We start from the raw sequence: 15,401 nt of genomic DNA, 5'->3' as shown, positions 1-15,401 counted from the left end.
CTAAATCAAGAAAATCGTAACGTTGCCACAATGGGGGTGGCAGATATCGGGTCTGGGGTTCTGTTCAATTTGCGTTCGCAGACAGCCGGTCCGTTAACGAATTGTCGATCATCTCCATGGTCGTGACCGTCAGGAGACATGCGATGTCGAACGATCTGCATGATGCCGTAGAGGAAGTAGTGATCCGCGCCAAGCAGGAGCGGACGGTGCTGACGCTGGCCGACGCCGCAAGGCAGATCGCCATCGCCAGGGGTGATACCGACCGCCGCGGGGACGGCGATCTGATGCTCGCCCTGATGAAGGAATCGGCCCGCCGCGGCGTCGCCATGCGCTTCAACTGAGACGCCGCGAAAGATCGAAAGCCCGCGCGGCGCACTGAACTGGCACTTGGGCGTCAGTTGCCGAGAAACGGCTCCACCACGGCGCCGTCGCGGAAGCGGCCGAGCCGCTTGATCTCCCATTCGAGCCGGATGCCCGAATTCTCCAGCACCCGGGAGCGCACCGTCTCCCCGAGGCACTCCAGGTCGTAGGCGGTTGCCGACGCGTCGTTGATCATGAAATTGCAGTGCAAGTCGGACATGTGCGCACCGCCGACGCGAAACCCGCGGCAGCCGGCCTTGTCGACTTCCTTCCAGGCCGAACTGCCGGCCGGGTTCTTGAAGGTCGAGCCGCCGGTCTTCTCGCGGATCGGCTGCACCGTCTCGCGGTGATGCTGGACCTCATCCATCTTCGCGCGGATCTCGGCCTCCCCGGCCGAATAGCCCTCGAAGACCGCCGAGGTGAAGATCAGGTCGCGCGACGCCGCCGAATGGCGATAGGCGTAGCCCATCTCTTCATTGGTCAGGACATGCACGGCGCCCCTGCGATCCAGCGCCCGCACCTCGACGACCCGTTCGCAGGTCTCGACGCCGTTGGCCCCGGCATTCATGCGCAGGGCGCCGCCGATGGCGCCGGGAATGCCGTGGTAGAAATGAAAGCCGCCGAGCCCCGCCTCGAGCGCCGCCGCGGCCAGCCGCTTGTCGGGCAGCGCGGTGCCGGCGCGCAGGGTGCGCTCGCCGATCCGCTCGACCTGGCCGAAGCCCTTGGCGGACAGGCGGATCACCACGCCCGGCACCCCGCCGTCGCGCACCAGCAGGTTCGAGCCGATGCCGACGACCAGCACCGGGATCTCCTCGGGCAGCGCCGCCAGGAAGGTCGCCAGATCCGCCTCGTCGGCCGGCTGGAACAACAATTCGGCCGGACCGCCGGCGCGGAACCAGGTGATCTTGTCCATGCCGGCATCCGGCGTCAGCCGTCCCCGGACCGCCTCCAGCCTGCCGCCGAGGGAGGCCAGCAGATTCGTACCCGCCATCAGGCCGAGGCCCGGCCGTTGCCGGCGGCCAGCGCTTCCAGATCCTTCGGCAGCGCATAGGCCCATTGCGAGATCGAGCCGGCGCCGAGGCAGACCACCATGTCGCCGGGCTCGGCCAGATTATGGATCAGCGGGGCGAGTTCTTCCGGCCCGTCGATGAGGCGCGCGTCGCGATGGCCGCCGAGCTTCAGCCGTTCGACCAGGATCTCGGAGCTGACGAAGTCGATCGGCTCCTCGCCGGCCGCATAGACCGGCGCGATGATCACCGTGTCGGCGTCGTTGAAGCAGGCGGCGAAGTCGGCGAACAACGCCTGCAGACGGCTGTAGCGGTGCGGCTGGACCACCGCGATGACCCGGCCGCTGGCCGACGAGCGCGCCGCCGACAGCGCGGCCCGGATCTCCACCGGATGGTGGCCGTAGTCGTCGTAGATCGCGACCTCGCCGACGACGCCGGTCAGGGTGAAGCGCCGCTTGACGCCGCCGAAGCCAGCGAGGCCCTTGCGAATGGAGTCGCCCGAGATGTTCAGGCGGTGCGCCACGGCAATCGCGGCGGTCGCGTTGGAGACGTTGTGGCGGCCCGGCATCGGCAGGACGAGGCCGTCGATGCGCTCGGTCGTGCCCTTCACCCGGTCGCGGATCGAGATGTCGAAATGCGACTTGCCGGCGGTAAAGCTGACATTCTCGAAGCGCACGTCGGCCTGCAGGTTCTCGCCATAGGTGATGATGCGGCGATCCTCGATGCGCGAGACCAGCGCCTGCACTTCCGGATGGTCGAGGCACATCACGCCGAAGCCGTAGAAGGGCACGTTCTCGACGAAGGCGCAGAACGCCTCGCGCACCTTGTCGAAGGTGCCGTAATGGTCGAGATGCTCGGGATCGATATTGGTCACGACGGCGATATCGGCAGGCAACTTCAGGAATGTGCCGTCGGATTCGTCGGCCTCGACCACCATCCACTCGCCCTCGCCCATGCGGGCGTTGGTGCCATAGGCGTTGATGATGCCGCCATTGACCACGGTCGGGTCGAGATCGCCGGCATCCAGGAGGGTCGCGACCATCGAGGTGGTCGTCGTCTTGCCATGGGTGCCGCCGATGGCGATGGCATGGCGGAAGCGCATCAGTTCGGCCAGCATCTCGGCGCGGCGCACGATCGGCAGCAGTCGCTCGCGGGCGGCGGCGAGCTCCGGATTGCTGCGCTTGATCGCCGTGGAGACGACCACGACTTCGGCCTGGCCGAGATTCTCGGCGGAATGGCCGACGAAGATCTTCACGCCCAGTTCGCGCAGGCGCTGGACATTGGCGTTCTCGCCCTGGTCGGAGCCCTGGACGTTATAGCCGAGATTGACCAGCACCTCGGCGATGCCGCTCATCCCGATGCCGCCGATCCCGATGAAATGGACCGGTCCGATGTTCGGCGGCATCTTCATGACCGCATCCCCCTGATTTCATGTGTGTTCAGCTTGGTTTCACGGCCTGCGGCATAGACTCAACGAGGTCGGCAAGCAACTCCGCCGCGTCCGGTATCCCCGCCGCACGCGCCGCCGCGGCCATCGCCGCGGCCTTTGCCGGTTCGTCGGCGATGCCGGCGATCAGCCCGGCGAGGCGTTCTGGCGTCAGCTGCGCCTGCGGCTCGACCAGCGCCCCGCCCTCGGCCTCCAGCCGCGCCGCATTGGCGGCCTGGTCGTGGTCGAGCGCATAGGGATAGGGCACGAGGATTGCCGGCCGGCCGACCACCGCGATCTCCGACACCGTCGAGGCGCCGGAGCGGCTGATCACCAGATGCGCCGCGCCGATCCGCTCGGCCATGTCGGAGAAGAACGGCGCGACCGTCGCGGGAATGCCCTCGGCTTCGTAGAAGCGGCGCACGGTCTCCTCGTCCTCGGCCCGCGCCTGCTGGGTGACGACCAGCCGCCGGCGCAGCGCCTCGGGCAGATGCGCGATCGCCTCGGGCATGACCTGCGAGAAGAACTGGGCGCCTTGGCTGCCGCCGAAGACGACGAGGTTGAACGGCGCGTCGGCCGCGGCCGGCCTGTAGGCCTGGCGCGCCGCGAGGATCACCGCCGGGCGCACCGGATTGCCGGTGACGGTGATCTTGCTGACGATGGCCGGATCGGCCTTGCCCTGCGGGATGCCGGCGGCGATGCGGTCGACCCGCGGCGCCAGGAACTTGTTCGCCCGGCCCATCACGGCGTTCTGCTCGTGGATCATGGTGGGGCGTCCGGCGCGCTGCGCTGCCATCAGCGGCGGCACGGTCGGATAGCCACCGAAGCCGACGACCACCGCCGGGCGGATTTCGCGGATCAGCGCGCCGGCCTCGCGGAAGCCACGCCACAGGGTCCACAGCGCCGAGAACACCTTGACCGGGTTCTTCGAGGCGAATGTCGCCGAGCGGACGCGGTGGATCTCCTTGACCGGAAACCGGTCGGCGAAGCGGCCGGCGCGGTCGTCGGTGACGAGATGGACGTCGTGGCCGCGCGCGACGAGTTCGTGCGCCAGCGCCTCGGCCGGAAACAGATGGCCGCCCGTGCCGCCGGCGGAAAGCAGGATCGTGGTCATGGTCAGGCGATATCCATGCGGGCCGCCGGACGCAAGCGTGCGCCGCGACGGGCTGTCATGCTCCGACGGCCTCTCAGGGCACGGCGGCGTTTGTATGGCCGAAGCTGTGTCAGGCGGGGCTGTGCATCTGCCAGGTCCGCTCCAGAAGCCGGTCGGTATGCGAGCGGTTCTCGGGGCGCCGGCGGGTCAGCGCCAGGATGAAGCCGGCGGAGACCGCCACGGCCAGCATCGACGAGCCACCGTAGGAGATGAAGGGCAGCGTCATGCCCTTGGCCGGCATCAGCTGCAGGTTCACCGCCATGTTGATGATCGACTGCAGGCCGAACAGCAGGACGAGCCCGGCGATCGCCAGCCGGCTGAAGACGTCGCGCTGGACCAGCGCCACCTGCAGGCCGCGGATCACGATGAAGGCGAAGATCGCCGCCAGCAGCGCGCAGGTGACGATGCCGAATTCCTCGGCCAGCACGGAGAAGGCAAAGTCGGTGTGGCTGTCGGGCAGCATCCGCTTGACGGTGCCCTCGCCCGGTCCCTGCCCAAGCCAGCCGCCGCGCATGATCGCCTCGCGGGCGGTGTCGGTCTGGAAGGTGTCGCCCTCGCCGGTGAGGAAGCGATCGATGCGGCTCGCGACATGCGGGAAGGCGAGATAGGCCAGGAGCGCGCCGCCGGCGCCGATGCCGCCGAGAACGGCGATCCACAGCCAGGACAGGCCGGCCATGAAGAACAGCCCGCCCCAGGCGCCGGCGACCAGGATGGTCTGGCCGAGATCGGGCTGGGCGACGAGCAGCGCCACCGCCACCAGCAGCAGGATCAGCGCGAAGAGATTGCCGGGGATCTCGGCGCGGCGCTGGTTCTCGGCGAACAGCCAGGCGCAGATCACCACGAAGGCCGGCTTCATGAATTCCGACGGCTGCAGGTTGAGCGGGCCGAGGTCGATCCAGCGGCGGGCGCCCTTGATCTCGGTGCCGAAGAACAGCGCCATCACCATCAGCGCCATGGAGACGGCGAGCATGATAAGCGCGGTGCGGCGCACGCCCCGCGGGCTGAGCAGCGAACAGGCGAACATCACCAGCGCCGAGGGGATCAGGAAGACCGCGTGCCGCTTGACGAAGTGGAAGGGCTCGAGCCCGATGCGCTCGGCGACGGGCGGGCTGGCCGCGAAGGACAGGACCAGGCCGCCGACCAGCAGCGTCAGGAACGCCGCCAGGAACCAGCGATCGACGCCCCACCACCAGTCACTGATCACACCACGCTTGATCCGGCTCGTCATCGTCATCCCTTCCGGATCATCGCCATGTCCGGCAGCTTGCGTACCGCGTCGCGGAAGGCGTCGCCCCGAACCTCGAAATTGCGGAACTGGTCGAAGCTGGCACAGGCCGGCGACAGGAGGACGACCGCCTCCGCCCCCTCGCCCTGCGCTGCCGCGTCCGCCGCAGCATCGGCCGCCGCGCGTTCCACCGCGACCTCCAGCGTACCGGAAATTTCGTAAGGAATTCGTTTACCAAGCGTGGCGGCAAAGGACGGCGCCGCCTTGCCGATCAGATAGGCCTTGGCGATCCGCGGGAAGAACGGCGACAGCGAACCGATGCCGCCCTCTTTGGGCAGGCCGCCGGCGATCCAGTGGATTCGCGGAAAGGCCGCCAGAGCCGGCGCCGCGGCCTCGGCATTGGTCGCCTTGGAATCGTTGACGAACAGCACGGGGCCGGCCCGGCCGACCTCTTCCATGCGGTGCGCCAGCCCGGGGAAGCTCTCGAGGCCTGCGGCGATCTCCTCATCGGACAGGCCCAGCGCGGTGAAGACGGCGACCGCCGCAGCGGCGTTCTGGCCGTTGTGGCGACCGCGCAACGACCCGATTTCGGACAGGTCGAAGCTCGCCTCGGGGCGGCCCTCCATGCGCCGGTGCAGCACCCGGCCGTCGAAGCCGACCCCGGCATCGAGCCCGTCGGTCTGCGAGATCCGCACGACGGTGTGGCCTTCCGATTCCAGTTCGTCGGCGATCTGGCGGCAATGGGGGTCGTCGACGCCGACAATGGCAAGCTGCGAGCCCGCCACCAGCCGTGCCTTGACCGCCGCGTAGCTGCTCATCGAGCCGTGGCGGTCGAGATGGTCCGGGGTCAGGTTGAGCAGCAGCCCGATCGACGGCTCGATCGTCGGCGCGAGGTCGATCTGATAGGACGAGCACTCAACGACGTAGTGGCGCTCGGGCGCCGGCGGCGCGAGGGTCATAACCGCGACGCCGATATTGCCGCCGAGCTGCACGTCGCGCCCGGCATGAGCGAGGCAATGGGCGATCAGCGCCGTCGTCGTCGACTTGCCGTTAGTGCCGGTGATGGCGACGAAGGGCGCCGTCGGCGCCAGCGACCGGCGCTCGCGGCAGAACAGCTCGATGTCGCCGATCACCTCGACGTCGGCCGCATAGGCCAGAGCGACAGTCCAGTGCGGCCGCGGATGGGTCAGCGGCACGCCCGGCGACAGCACCAGCGCGGCAAAGTGCGACCAATCCACCGAGGCCAGATCGACGGTCGGGATGCCCTCGGCGATCGCCGCCTCGACGCTGGCCGGGTTGTCGTCCCATGCCGCAACCTCGGCGCCGCCCTCCTGCAAGGCGCGTGCGGTCGCCCGGCCCGAGCCCCCCAGCCCGAACAGCGCCACCGACTTGCCAGAGAATGCGCGCGCCGGGATCATCACTTACCTCAGCTTCAGGGTCGACAGGCCGACGAAGGCTAGCATGAAGGCGATGATCCAGAAGCGGATCACGACCTGGCTCTCGGTCCAGCCGAGCTTTTCGAAATGGTGGTGGATGGGCGCCATCAGGAAGACCCGCCGCCCGGTCAGCTTGAACCAACCGACCTGGATGATCACCGACAGCGCCTCGATGACGAACAGGCCGCCGATGATGGCGAGGACGATCTCGTGCTTGGTGGCGACGGCAACCGTGCCGGTCATGCCGCCCAGCGCCAGCGAGCCGGTGTCGCCCATGAAGATGGCAGCCGGCGGAGCATTAAACCACAGGAAGCCGAGTCCCGCGCCGATCACCGCGCCGCAGATCGGCGCCAGCTCGCCGGTGCCGGCGACATAGTGGATCTGCAGGTAGTTGGCGAAGTTCACATTGCCGGCGACATAGGCGATCAGGCCGAAGGCGCCGGCGGCGATCATGATCGGCACGATCGCCAGGCCGTCGAGACCGTCGGTCAGGTTCACGGCATTGGCCGCGCCGACGACGACGAAGGCGGCGAAGCCGACATAGAACCAGCCGAGATTGAGGAGGATTTCCTTGACGAAAGGAAACGCCAGCGAGGTCGCGAAATCGCCCGTGCCGGCATAGATGATCAGCACCGCCGCGACGCCGGCGATCAGGAACTCCAGCGCCAACCGCATCTTACCGGAAAAGCCCTTGTCGCTCTGCTTGGTTACCTTGAGATAGTCGTCGTAGAAGCCGATCGAGCCGAAGCCGAGCGTCACCAGCAGCACCGTCCAGACATAGAGATTTCGCAGGTCCGCCCACAGCAGCGTCGCCGTCAAGAAGCCGGTCAGCATCATCAGGCCGCCCATGGTCGGCGTGCCGGCCTTCTTGAAATGTGTCTGCGGTCCGTCGGCGCGGATCGGCTGGCCGCGGCCTTGGCGCACGCGCAGATTGGCGATCACGACGGGGCCGAACAGAAAGACGACGAGGAAGCCGGTAATCATCGCCGCCCCGGTGCGGAAGGTGATGTACCGGAAGACGTTGAACAGCGGAAAATCGGCACCGAACTGGCCGAGATAGGCAATCATTAAGCGGCTCCCGCTGGGTCTGTATCGTCCGCCGGCGGTTCGGCCGGGGACATGGCGTCGCGGGAGGAGGTCTCCGGCGCGTCGGTGGCTGCCGCCTTGGGCGGATAGAGGGCGAGGAGCCTGTCGACCAGCGGCGAGAAGCCGATGCTCTTGGACGCCTTGACCATGACGACGTCGCCGGTGCGCATGGTCTTCAGGAGGCTGTCCAGCAATTCGCCGGCATTCTCGTGCCATTCGCGGCGCACGCGCGATCCCAGCACGTCGTCGAGCGCCTTCATCTCGTCGCCGGCCAGGAAGACAAGGTCGACGCCGGCCGCCTCGATGGGTTCGACCAGGCCGGCATGCAGGCTTGGGGCCTTGTCGCCGAGTTCCAGCATGTCGCCGAGGACGGCGATGCGGCGACCGCCCTCGCCCGGCTGCGCGGCGCTTAGCACGTCGAGCGCGGCGCGCATTGAGGCTGGGTTGGCGTTGTAGCTCTCGTCGATCAGCTCGACATGGCCGCCGGCCGGCATCGGCAGGAGGTCGCGCCCGCCGCGTCCCTTGACGGCGCGCCAGTCCTTCAGCGCGTCGGCGACCCGGTGAAGGTCGGCATGGGCCAGCGACGCCGCGCCGAGGACGGCGAGGACGTTCTGCGCCATGTGGCGGCCGCGGGAGGTCAGTTCGACGTGCACCGTGTCGCCGCCGATATCGGCCTCCATCACCGAATGCTCGCCGGTCGGCGCGAAGCACAGGAGCCGGAAATCGGCGCCGGCACTTTCGCCGAAGGTGCGGATCTCGGTGACGCCGGCCTTGCGGGCCATGGTCGCCAGCGGGCCGCATTGCGGATCGTCGGCGTTGAGGATGGCGGTGCCGTCGCTGACCAGCCCCTCGAATATCTCGGCCTTTGCCTCGGCGATCTCGTCGAGGTCGCGGAAATGGCCTAGATGGGCCGGCGCGATCAGGGTGATGATCGCCAGATTCGGCCGCACCAGCTTGACCAGCGGCCGGATCTCGCCGGGATGGTTCATGCCGATCTCGAAGATGGCGAAGCGGGCGTCGCGCGGCAGGCGGGCGAGGCTCAGGGGCACGCCCCAGTGATTGTTGAAGGAGGCGACGCTCGCATGGACCTTGCCCTCGGCGGCGAGACCATGGCGCAGGGCCTCCTTGGTGGTGGTTTTGCCGACGCTGCCGGTCACCGCCACGATGGTCGCCTTGGAGCGCGCCCGCGCGGCTTCCGCCAGGCGCGACATCGCCTTCAGGACGTCGTCGACGATCAGCAGCGGCGATTGCACCCGGCCGAGCGCCGGCAGCTTCTGCTCGGAGACGACATGCAGCGCCGCCCCCGCCTTGGTCGCGGCGGTCAGGAAATCATGGCCGTCGAAGCGGTCGCCCTGGATGGCGAAGAAGGCGTCGCCCGCCTCCAGCGTCCGCGTATCGATGGAGATGCCTGAGATCGTCGCCGGCAGATCGCCGAGCGGACGGGCATGCATCGCCGCCGCCATGGCGTCGACGTCCCACAGTGCTGCGTTCATCGGGCCGCCTCCGTGAGTGCTGCGCGGACCTCTTCATGGTCGCTGAAATGATGGGTGATGCCGGCGACCGTCTGGCCGACCTCGTGGCCCTTGCCGGCGATCACCACGGTGTCGCCGGTGCGCGCGCTCGCCACGGCCTCGCGGATCGCGGCGCGCCGGTCGCCGATCTCGCGGGCGCCGTCGGCGGCGGCCATGATCTCGGCGCGGATCGCCGCGGGCTCCTCGGAGCGGGGATTGTCGTCGGTGACGATGACGATGTCGGCGAGGCGCGCGGCGATCTCGCCCATCATCGGCCGCTTGGCCCGGTCGCGGTCGCCGCCACAGCCGATCACCACGAGGACGCGGCCCGTCGTGAACGGCCGCACGGCCGCCAGCACGTTCTCCAGCGCCTCGGGCTTGTGCGCGTAGTCGACGAAGACCGGCGCGCCGTCCGCCGTGGTGCCGGCAAGGTCGAGCCGTCCGGCGGCGCCCTTCAGATGCTCCAGCGCCGCCAGCGCATCGGCGGTCGCAACCCCGGTCGAAATGGCGAGACCGGCGGCGACGAGGGCATTGGCCATCTGGAACTCGCCGGCCAGCGGCAGCACCACCCGGTGGATGCGGCCCTCGGCCTCGATCTCGGCGATCTGGCGCTGGCGCTCCAGTTCGAGCCGCTTCAGCGTCAGGTAATTGCCGCCGCGACCGACGGTCATCACCTTCGCGCCGACGCTCGTCGCCACCTCGATGGCGCGGCCCGACCAGCGGTCGTCGGCGAAGATCACCGCCGGGGCGCCCTTCGGCAGCAGCGTCGTGAACAGCCGCATCTTGGCGGCAAAATAGGATTCGATGTCCGGATGATAGTCGAGATGGTCGTGGCCGAGATTGCTGAAGGCCGCCGCGGCCAGCCGCACGCCGTCGAGTCGGCGCTGGTCGATGCCGTGGCTCGACGCCTCCATGGCCGCATGGGTCACGCCCTCGCCGGCCAGTTCCGCCATCAGCCGCATCAGGGCGATGGGGTCGGGGGTCGTCAGCGAGCCGTATTCGTCGCGGCTTGGCGAGACGACACCGGTGGTGCCGACCGAGGCGGCGGCGAGGCCGCAGCGCGCCCAGATCTGGCGGGTGAAGGTGGCGATGGAGGTCTTGCCGGCCGTCCCAGTGATGGCGACGACGTGGTCCGGCTGGGCGCCATGGAAGCGCGCGGCCATCGCGGCGATCGCCCGGCGCGGATCGGCGGCGCGCAGGACCGGTAGCGTGGTGTCGATCGCGGCCCCCTCGCCGGCCAGAATCGCGGCGGCGCCGCGCGCCTCGGCGTCGGCAACGAAGCGCGCCCCGTCGGCGCGGCTTCCGGCCAAAGCGGCGAACAGGAAGCCGGCACCGGTCTCGCGCGAGTCGACGCACAGGCCGGCGATGTCCGGATCGGACGTCGTCTGCCCCGTGGCAAGATCCTCAGCGAGTTGGGAAAGCTTCATTAACCATGTTCCGAGCTGGACCGAAAAGCCGGCGCATAGCCCGCCGGCCCGTCGGTCTTCTATAGGCAAGCGCCCGTCCGGTGAAGCGCACATCTCGCTGCGGCCCGACGCTTCGGTCCGGCTGTGGCTTTCCTGCGGCAGCGGTCCCGGCCGCCGCAGGCGATCCCCGGTCTAGTAGGAGACCAGCAGCGACTTGCCCTCTTCGCCGAACTCGGGCCGCACGCCCAAGAGGGTCGCCGAACGCCGGATGATGTTGCCGACGGTCGGCGCGGCGTTCATGCCGGCGGTGGCGTAATACTGGCCATCCTCCGGCTGGGGCTCGTCGATGACGACGAGGACGACATAGCGCGGATTGTCCATCGGGAAGGCCGACAGGAAGGCGTTGAACTTCTTGGTGTCGGAGTAGCGCCCGTTGACCACCTTGTTGGCCGTGCCGGTCTTGCCGCCGACGCGGTAGCCGGTGACGTCGGCCTTGTTGCCCGAGCCGCGCTGGTCGGCGACATTCAGCCGGAAGAGATAGCGCATCTCGTCGCTTGTCTTCTCGCTGAGGACCCGCGTGGCGACGGCCTCGGCCTCGGCGCGGCTGCGCGGCAGGAAGGTCGGCGGGATCAGCTTGCCGCCGTTCATCAGCGCGGCGGCGGCGACCGCGGTGTTCAGCGGCGTCGTCGACACACCGTGACCGAAGGAGATCGTCACCGAATTGATCTGCTTCCAGACCTTCGGCTGGGTCGGCGTGGCGACTTCGGGCAGTTCGGTCGTCATGCGCGACAACAGGCCGACGCGGGTCAGGAATTCCCGGTGGCCCTCGATACCGACGGCCTCGGCTTCCTTGGCGCTGCCGATGTTCGAGGAATAGATGAAGACCTCGGGCACGCTGAGCACCCGGCGCTTGCCGTGGAAGTCGGAAATGGTGAAGCCGCCCATGCGGATCGGCCGCGTCGCGTCGAAGCTGTCGGTGATCTTCACCTTGCCGGAATCCAGCGCCATCGCCGTGGTGAAGGCCTTGAAGGTCGAGCCCATCTCGAACAGGCCCGCTGACATGCGGTTCATGCGGTCCTTGTCCAGCGCCTGGCTCGGCTGGTTCGGATCGTAATCCGGCAGCGAAGTCATGGCGACGACCTCGCCGGTGTGGACGTCGAGCACGACGCCGCCGGCGGCGATCGCCTTGTAGCGGGCCATGGCGGCGGCCAGTTCGTCACGCACGATGTGCTGGACGCGCAGGTCGAGCGACAGCTTCACCGGCTCCAGGTCGGTGCCGACGGCAAGGCCCGCATCCTGCAGAGCGCGGTAGCCCTGGTCGTCGATGTATTTCTCCATGCCGGCAGTGCCCTGATTGTCGACATTGGTATGTCCGACAATGAAGCCCGCGGTGGTGCCGCCCGGATAGAAGCGCCGCTTCTCGGTGCGGAAGCCGATGCCCGGGATGCCGAGGTCGAGCACGGCCTGCTGCTGGCCCGGCGTCAGCTCGCGGCGCAGCCAGACGAAGCCTGCATTGCTGGCAAGACGGCGATAGAGCCATTTCGGGTCGAGATCCGGCATGACGCCGAGCAGCAGTTCGCTCGCCTCGTCGGGATCGATGATGCGGCGCGGCTCGGCGAAGAGCGAGGCGGTCTTGATGTCGGTGGCCAGCACCTCGCCGTTGCGGTCGAGGAGGTCCGGGCGGTCCGACATGATCTTGTCGGCGGCGCCATAGGCGGCGGCGCTTTCCGTCGGCGCGACGCCCCACATGACGAGGCGGCCGCCGATGACGCCGTAGATGCCGACGAACAAGCCCATGGCGATGACGAAGCGGCTGCGGTTCTTCGGTCCGCCGCGATGGCGGCGCGGCCGGCCGAAATGGTCGCAGTCCGGCAGCATGGTGCCGGCGGCAGCGGGCTTGTTGCGCTTGAATGGATTGGGGAGTCGCATCACCGCACCACCGTGTCGGAGCTGTCGGCATAGCCGCCGAGATTGCCGCCGGTTTCGGGCACGAGGTTCACCGGACGCCGGGGCAGCTCGTCGGGCCGCACGATCTGGTCGGGACGCATGGGCTGCAGCTGCAGCTCGTCCTGGAAGACATTGGCGATGCGCTGCAGCCGGTTCGGTTGGTCCAGCAGGCTCCAGTCGGCTTCCAGAAGCGAGATCGTCTCGCGCTCCAGCGCGATGCGGCGCTCGACCTTGGCGACCTCGGTCTCCAGTGTCTCGGCCTCGTGCTTGATCTTGTAGGTCCAGGCTGCCGCAGAAATCATGACTGCAATCAGGACGATATCGAGAGTTTTCAACATGGTACTCAAACTCCGGTATCTGGGAGATCGGCGAGCGACGGCAGACCGGCAAAGCCGAGCTCGTCGGCGTCCTGACGGGCCGGCTCGGCGGTGCGGATGCCGGCGCGCAGCTTGGCCGAGCGGGCGCGGGGATTGCGCTCCGCCTCGGTATCGGTCGCGCCGACGGCGCGGTTGCGCGCCTCGAAGGTCCGGGTGGCCGGCGCCACGTCCGGCAGATGGCGCGAGCCCGACGGCGGCGAGGACCGGTCGCGCAGGAAGCGCTTGACGATGCGGTCTTCCAGCGAGTGGAAGCTGACGATCACCAGCCGGCCGCCGGGCTTCAGCACCCGCTCGGCCGCCACCAGCGCGCGGGCGAGTTCGCCGAGCTCGTCATTGACGAAGATGCGCAGCCCCTGGAAGCTGCGCGTCGCCGGATCGATCTTGTCCTTGGGGCCACGCCCGACGACCTTGCCGATGACGCCGGCGAGATCGAGGGTCCGCGTGAAGGGGTGCTGGAGACGGCGCGCCTCGATGGCCCGGGCGACCCGGCCCGCCTGCTTTTCCTCGCCGAGAATGCCGATGACCCGCAGAAGGTCGCCGACCTTCAGGCGGTTGACGACATCGGCGGCGCTCGGGCCGGCGCCGCTCATGCGCATGTCGAGCGGACCGTCCTTCTGGAAGGAAAAGCCGCGCTCGGCCTCGTCGAGCTGCATGGAGGAGACGCCGACATCGAGGACGATGCCGTCGACGCGACCACCGGCGGCCTCGGCCTGGGTCTCGACGATGCGCTGCAGGTCGCCGAAGCGCCCCTCGACCGGCGTCAGCCGACCGTCACAGCCCTTGGCCAGCTCACGCGCCGTCGCGATGGCCGCGGGGTCGCGATCAATGGCGATGACATCGGCGCCGGCCTCGAGGATAACGCGCGTATAGCCGCCGGCCCCGAAGGTGCCGTCGACGATGATCTCGCCCGGCTTCGGTGCGAGCGCCTCGAGCACTTCTGCGAGAAGCACCGGGATGTGGCGAGCCGGTCCGCCAACCACGGGATCGTCGATCCCGTCGTGACCCGCCATCATTCCGGTGCTCCCGCAGAAGCCTTGCCGCCCGGCGATGTCGCCAGGAGCCGTGCCCGTGCCTCGCTGCGTGCCGCCTCGAACCGCGCCGGCTCCCAGAGCTGGAAGTATTTGCGCGTTCCCACGAAGGCGACCTTGTCCGTGATGCCGGTATGCGAGCGGATGAAGTCCGTCACCACGATCCGCCCCTCCGCATCGAATTTCAGATACGCGCCGTCGCCGTAGGCGAACAGCGCAAGGTCCTGATAGGCCTCGCTGAACGGATCCTGGGTATCCATCTGGCGCTCGAAGCGCTCCAGCAGATCCGGCCCGCCCACTTCCATCACCGGCAGCGAGAGGCTGCGCATGGCGAACAGGTCGCGAATTCCACGCGCGGCGATCACCTGCCGGAACGAGGCCGGCACGGACACCCGACCCTTGGAGTCGATGTTGTTGACGTAGTTGGAGAGGAACCAGTCCATCAGCCGCAGCGCTGCCCGTCGCGACAGATTCCCATCTCATCAAGGCCCCCGCCTGCCTGCCGTGCGACTGGCGCACCATCCCCATGGCGCTGCCCGACTTGCGGCAACTCTTGCCCGCCCCGGACAGCCCGAAGCGCATCGTTTTCTGCCTGAAACGGAGCCCCGACCGGCCCCTGAATGATGGCTTATGGAATATCATGGGCACTCTTGGTCGTCAATGGGATGGTCCCACACGAAGGCGGCGCACGGCCTTCCAAGACGGTCTAGCACCCAGCCGTTAACGGCCTATTAACATTGACGTTTTCCAAACATTCCAAGGTTTCTTGGCGGCCAGGAGTTCAGGCGCAGCAAGACCTCCGACTGCCGGCTGACGGAACGGAAATTCCATAGGAATTCGGGGCGCTTGCGGCGCGAGGGGACGCCAGCCCATGGCCGAACAGAAATATCTGCCGGGACGCCTTCGACTGACAGCCGACTGGGACGATCGGCCGATCCCGGCGACGCGCCCGAAGTGGGAAATGAAAGTGCCAGCCGGCCTGTAAGCCGGGTTCTGTCAGCGGCATGACCGCCGGACGACCATTCCTCTGGGACGACCCTTGCGGGCCGCCTCTAGCAACCTACCCGAACGACCGGCCCGGAGAGGGCTGGCGATCCGTCTTGCGACGGACCGACCACGTCGTTCCTATTCGGTCTTGCTCCCGGTGGGGTTTGCCGTGCCGTCGCTGTTGCCAGAGACGCGGTGGGCTCTTACCCCACCGTTTCACCCTTACCCCGCCAGCACTGCGGCTCCGTCGCGCTTCGTCGCGCAAGCCGCACTGCAGGCGGGGCGGTCTGTTTTCTGTGGCACTTTCCCTGGGATCACTCCCGCCGGACGTTATCCGGCACCGTTTCTCCGTGGAGCCCGGACTTTCCTCCCCCGCCGTCTTTCGACATGTGACGGGAGCGGCCGTCCAGCCGGCTGGCGCCCGCTACGTGTTCCGCACGGCCGGCGAAGTC

General features: G+C 68.3%; 13 protein-coding genes and 1 other RNA gene. 1 reads left to right on the top strand and 13 read right to left on the bottom strand.

The genetic code is table 11. The features are described 5' to 3' along the window. Window positions 1-143 precede the first annotated feature (143 nt). Window positions 144-341 carry a hypothetical protein gene (locus H9Q09_RS07755; RefSeq protein ID WP_024351996.1) on the top strand — a complete coding sequence of 66 codons (198 nt, stop codon included), beginning with the start codon at window positions 144-146 and terminating at the stop codon, window positions 339-341. A gap of 53 nt (window positions 342-394) precedes the next feature. On the opposite strand, the gene murB is transcribed toward H9Q09_RS07755, so the two are convergent. The 13 genes from murB to rnpB all read right to left on the bottom strand — a co-directional run bounded on the left by murB (window position 395) and on the right by rnpB (window position 15,367). Continuing rightward, the gene (murB, locus tag H9Q09_RS07750; RefSeq protein WP_187390553.1) at window positions 395-1,351 is read right to left on the bottom strand and encodes a UDP-N-acetylmuramate dehydrogenase; all 957 of its coding nucleotides are present in this window, start codon (window positions 1,349-1,351) and stop codon (window positions 395-397) included. Beyond that, a complete protein-coding gene (gene murC, locus H9Q09_RS07745; protein WP_187390552.1) occupies window positions 1,351-2,778 on the bottom strand; it encodes a UDP-N-acetylmuramate--L-alanine ligase in 1,428 nt (475 codons plus the stop codon). Before murC ends, murB begins: the two co-directional genes overlap by 1 nt. Before the next feature lie 28 nt (window positions 2,779-2,806). Beyond that, on the bottom strand, window positions 2,807-3,913 hold the full coding sequence (gene murG / locus H9Q09_RS07740; protein WP_187390672.1) for an undecaprenyldiphospho-muramoylpentapeptide beta-N-acetylglucosaminyltransferase: 1,107 nt from the start codon (window positions 3,911-3,913) through the stop codon (window positions 2,807-2,809). A 103-nt stretch (window positions 3,914-4,016) separates the two neighbouring features. Then, window positions 4,017-5,174 carry a putative lipid II flippase FtsW gene (gene ftsW, locus H9Q09_RS07735; protein ID WP_187390551.1) on the bottom strand — a complete coding sequence of 386 codons (1,158 nt, stop codon included), beginning with the start codon at window positions 5,172-5,174 and terminating at the stop codon, window positions 4,017-4,019. Window positions 5,175-5,176: 2 nt separating this feature from the next. After that, window positions 5,177-6,589 (bottom strand): UDP-N-acetylmuramoyl-L-alanine--D-glutamate ligase, encoded by a 1,413-nt coding sequence (murD, locus tag H9Q09_RS07730; protein WP_187390550.1) that lies wholly within the window; start codon window positions 6,587-6,589, stop codon window positions 5,177-5,179. Between the two features lie 3 nt (window positions 6,590-6,592). After that, entirely contained in the window at window positions 6,593-7,675 is a 1,083-nt protein-coding gene (gene mraY / locus H9Q09_RS07725) for a phospho-N-acetylmuramoyl-pentapeptide-transferase (protein ID WP_024352002.1), read from the bottom strand. Continuing rightward, entirely contained in the window at window positions 7,675-9,186 is a 1,512-nt protein-coding gene (locus H9Q09_RS07720) for a UDP-N-acetylmuramoylalanyl-D-glutamyl-2,6-diaminopimelate--D-alanyl-D-alanine ligase (protein ID WP_187390549.1), read from the bottom strand. The genes mraY and H9Q09_RS07720 overlap by 1 nt, the downstream gene beginning before the upstream one ends. Further along, the gene (locus H9Q09_RS07715; protein ID WP_187390548.1) at window positions 9,183-10,631 is read right to left on the bottom strand and encodes a UDP-N-acetylmuramoyl-L-alanyl-D-glutamate--2,6-diaminopimelate ligase; all 1,449 of its coding nucleotides are present in this window, start codon (window positions 10,629-10,631) and stop codon (window positions 9,183-9,185) included. The genes H9Q09_RS07720 and H9Q09_RS07715 overlap by 4 nt, the downstream gene beginning before the upstream one ends. Window positions 10,632-10,802: 171 nt before the next feature. Further along, entirely contained in the window at window positions 10,803-12,488 is a 1,686-nt protein-coding gene (locus tag H9Q09_RS07710; protein WP_228239879.1) for a penicillin-binding protein 2, read from the bottom strand. Window positions 12,489-12,538: 50 nt separating this feature from the next. Further along, window positions 12,539-12,895, bottom strand: a complete 357-nt coding sequence (locus H9Q09_RS07705) for a hypothetical protein (protein WP_024352006.1) — start codon at window positions 12,893-12,895, stop codon at window positions 12,539-12,541. Between the two features lie 5 nt (window positions 12,896-12,900). Then, window positions 12,901-13,944 carry a 16S rRNA (cytosine(1402)-N(4))-methyltransferase RsmH gene (gene rsmH, locus H9Q09_RS07700; RefSeq protein ID WP_246716062.1) on the bottom strand — a complete coding sequence of 348 codons (1,044 nt, stop codon included), beginning with the start codon at window positions 13,942-13,944 and terminating at the stop codon, window positions 12,901-12,903. Next, entirely contained in the window at window positions 13,944-14,405 is a 462-nt protein-coding gene (mraZ, locus tag H9Q09_RS07695; RefSeq protein WP_024352008.1) for a division/cell wall cluster transcriptional repressor MraZ, read from the bottom strand. The genes rsmH and mraZ overlap by 1 nt, the downstream gene beginning before the upstream one ends. Before the next feature lie 523 nt (window positions 14,406-14,928). Then, an RNA gene (gene rnpB / locus H9Q09_RS07690) (RNase P RNA component class A) lies at window positions 14,929-15,367 on the bottom strand. Between the last annotated feature and the right edge of the window lie 34 nt (window positions 15,368-15,401).

Source organism: Aurantimonas sp. DM33-3, from assembly GCF_014334315.1.
GTDB classification, from domain to species: Bacteria; Pseudomonadota; Alphaproteobacteria; order Rhizobiales; family Rhizobiaceae; genus Aurantimonas; species Aurantimonas coralicida.
This window is presented reverse-complemented; position numbering and strand designations above follow the sequence as displayed.

What these genes read in the sequence shown, in the direction of transcription:
- H9Q09_RS07715 (WP_187390548.1), bottom strand. Translation starts at nt 10,631, where the DNA reads ATGAAGCTTTCCCAACTCGCTGAGGATCTTGCCACGGGGCAGACGACG.
- murD (WP_187390550.1), bottom strand. Translation starts at nt 6,589, where the DNA reads ATGATCCCGGCGCGCGCATTCTCTGGCAAGTCGGTGGCGCTGTTCGGG.
- murB (WP_187390553.1), bottom strand. Translation starts at nt 1,351, where the DNA reads ATGGCGGGTACGAATCTGCTGGCCTCCCTCGGCGGCAGGCTGGAGGCG.
- H9Q09_RS07720 (WP_187390549.1), bottom strand. Translation starts at nt 9,186, where the DNA reads ATGAACGCAGCACTGTGGGACGTCGACGCCATGGCGGCGGCGATGCAT.
- H9Q09_RS07710 (WP_228239879.1), bottom strand. Translation starts at nt 12,488, where the DNA reads ATGCTGCCGGACTGCGACCATTTCGGCCGGCCGCGCCGCCATCGCGGC.
- H9Q09_RS07755 (WP_024351996.1), top strand. Translation starts at nt 144, where the DNA reads ATGTCGAACGATCTGCATGATGCCGTAGAGGAAGTAGTGATCCGCGCC.
- murC (WP_187390552.1), bottom strand. Translation starts at nt 2,778, where the DNA reads ATGAAGATGCCGCCGAACATCGGACCGGTCCATTTCATCGGGATCGGC.
- rsmH (WP_246716062.1), bottom strand. Translation starts at nt 13,944, where the DNA reads ATGGCGGGTCACGACGGGATCGACGATCCCGTGGTTGGCGGACCGGCT.
- mraY (WP_024352002.1), bottom strand. Translation starts at nt 7,675, where the DNA reads ATGATTGCCTATCTCGGCCAGTTCGGTGCCGATTTTCCGCTGTTCAAC.
- H9Q09_RS07705 (WP_024352006.1), bottom strand. Translation starts at nt 12,895, where the DNA reads ATGTTGAAAACTCTCGATATCGTCCTGATTGCAGTCATGATTTCTGCG.
- mraZ (WP_024352008.1), bottom strand. Translation starts at nt 14,405, where the DNA reads ATGGACTGGTTCCTCTCCAACTACGTCAACAACATCGACTCCAAGGGT.
- ftsW (WP_187390551.1), bottom strand. Translation starts at nt 5,174, where the DNA reads ATGACGAGCCGGATCAAGCGTGGTGTGATCAGTGACTGGTGGTGGGGC.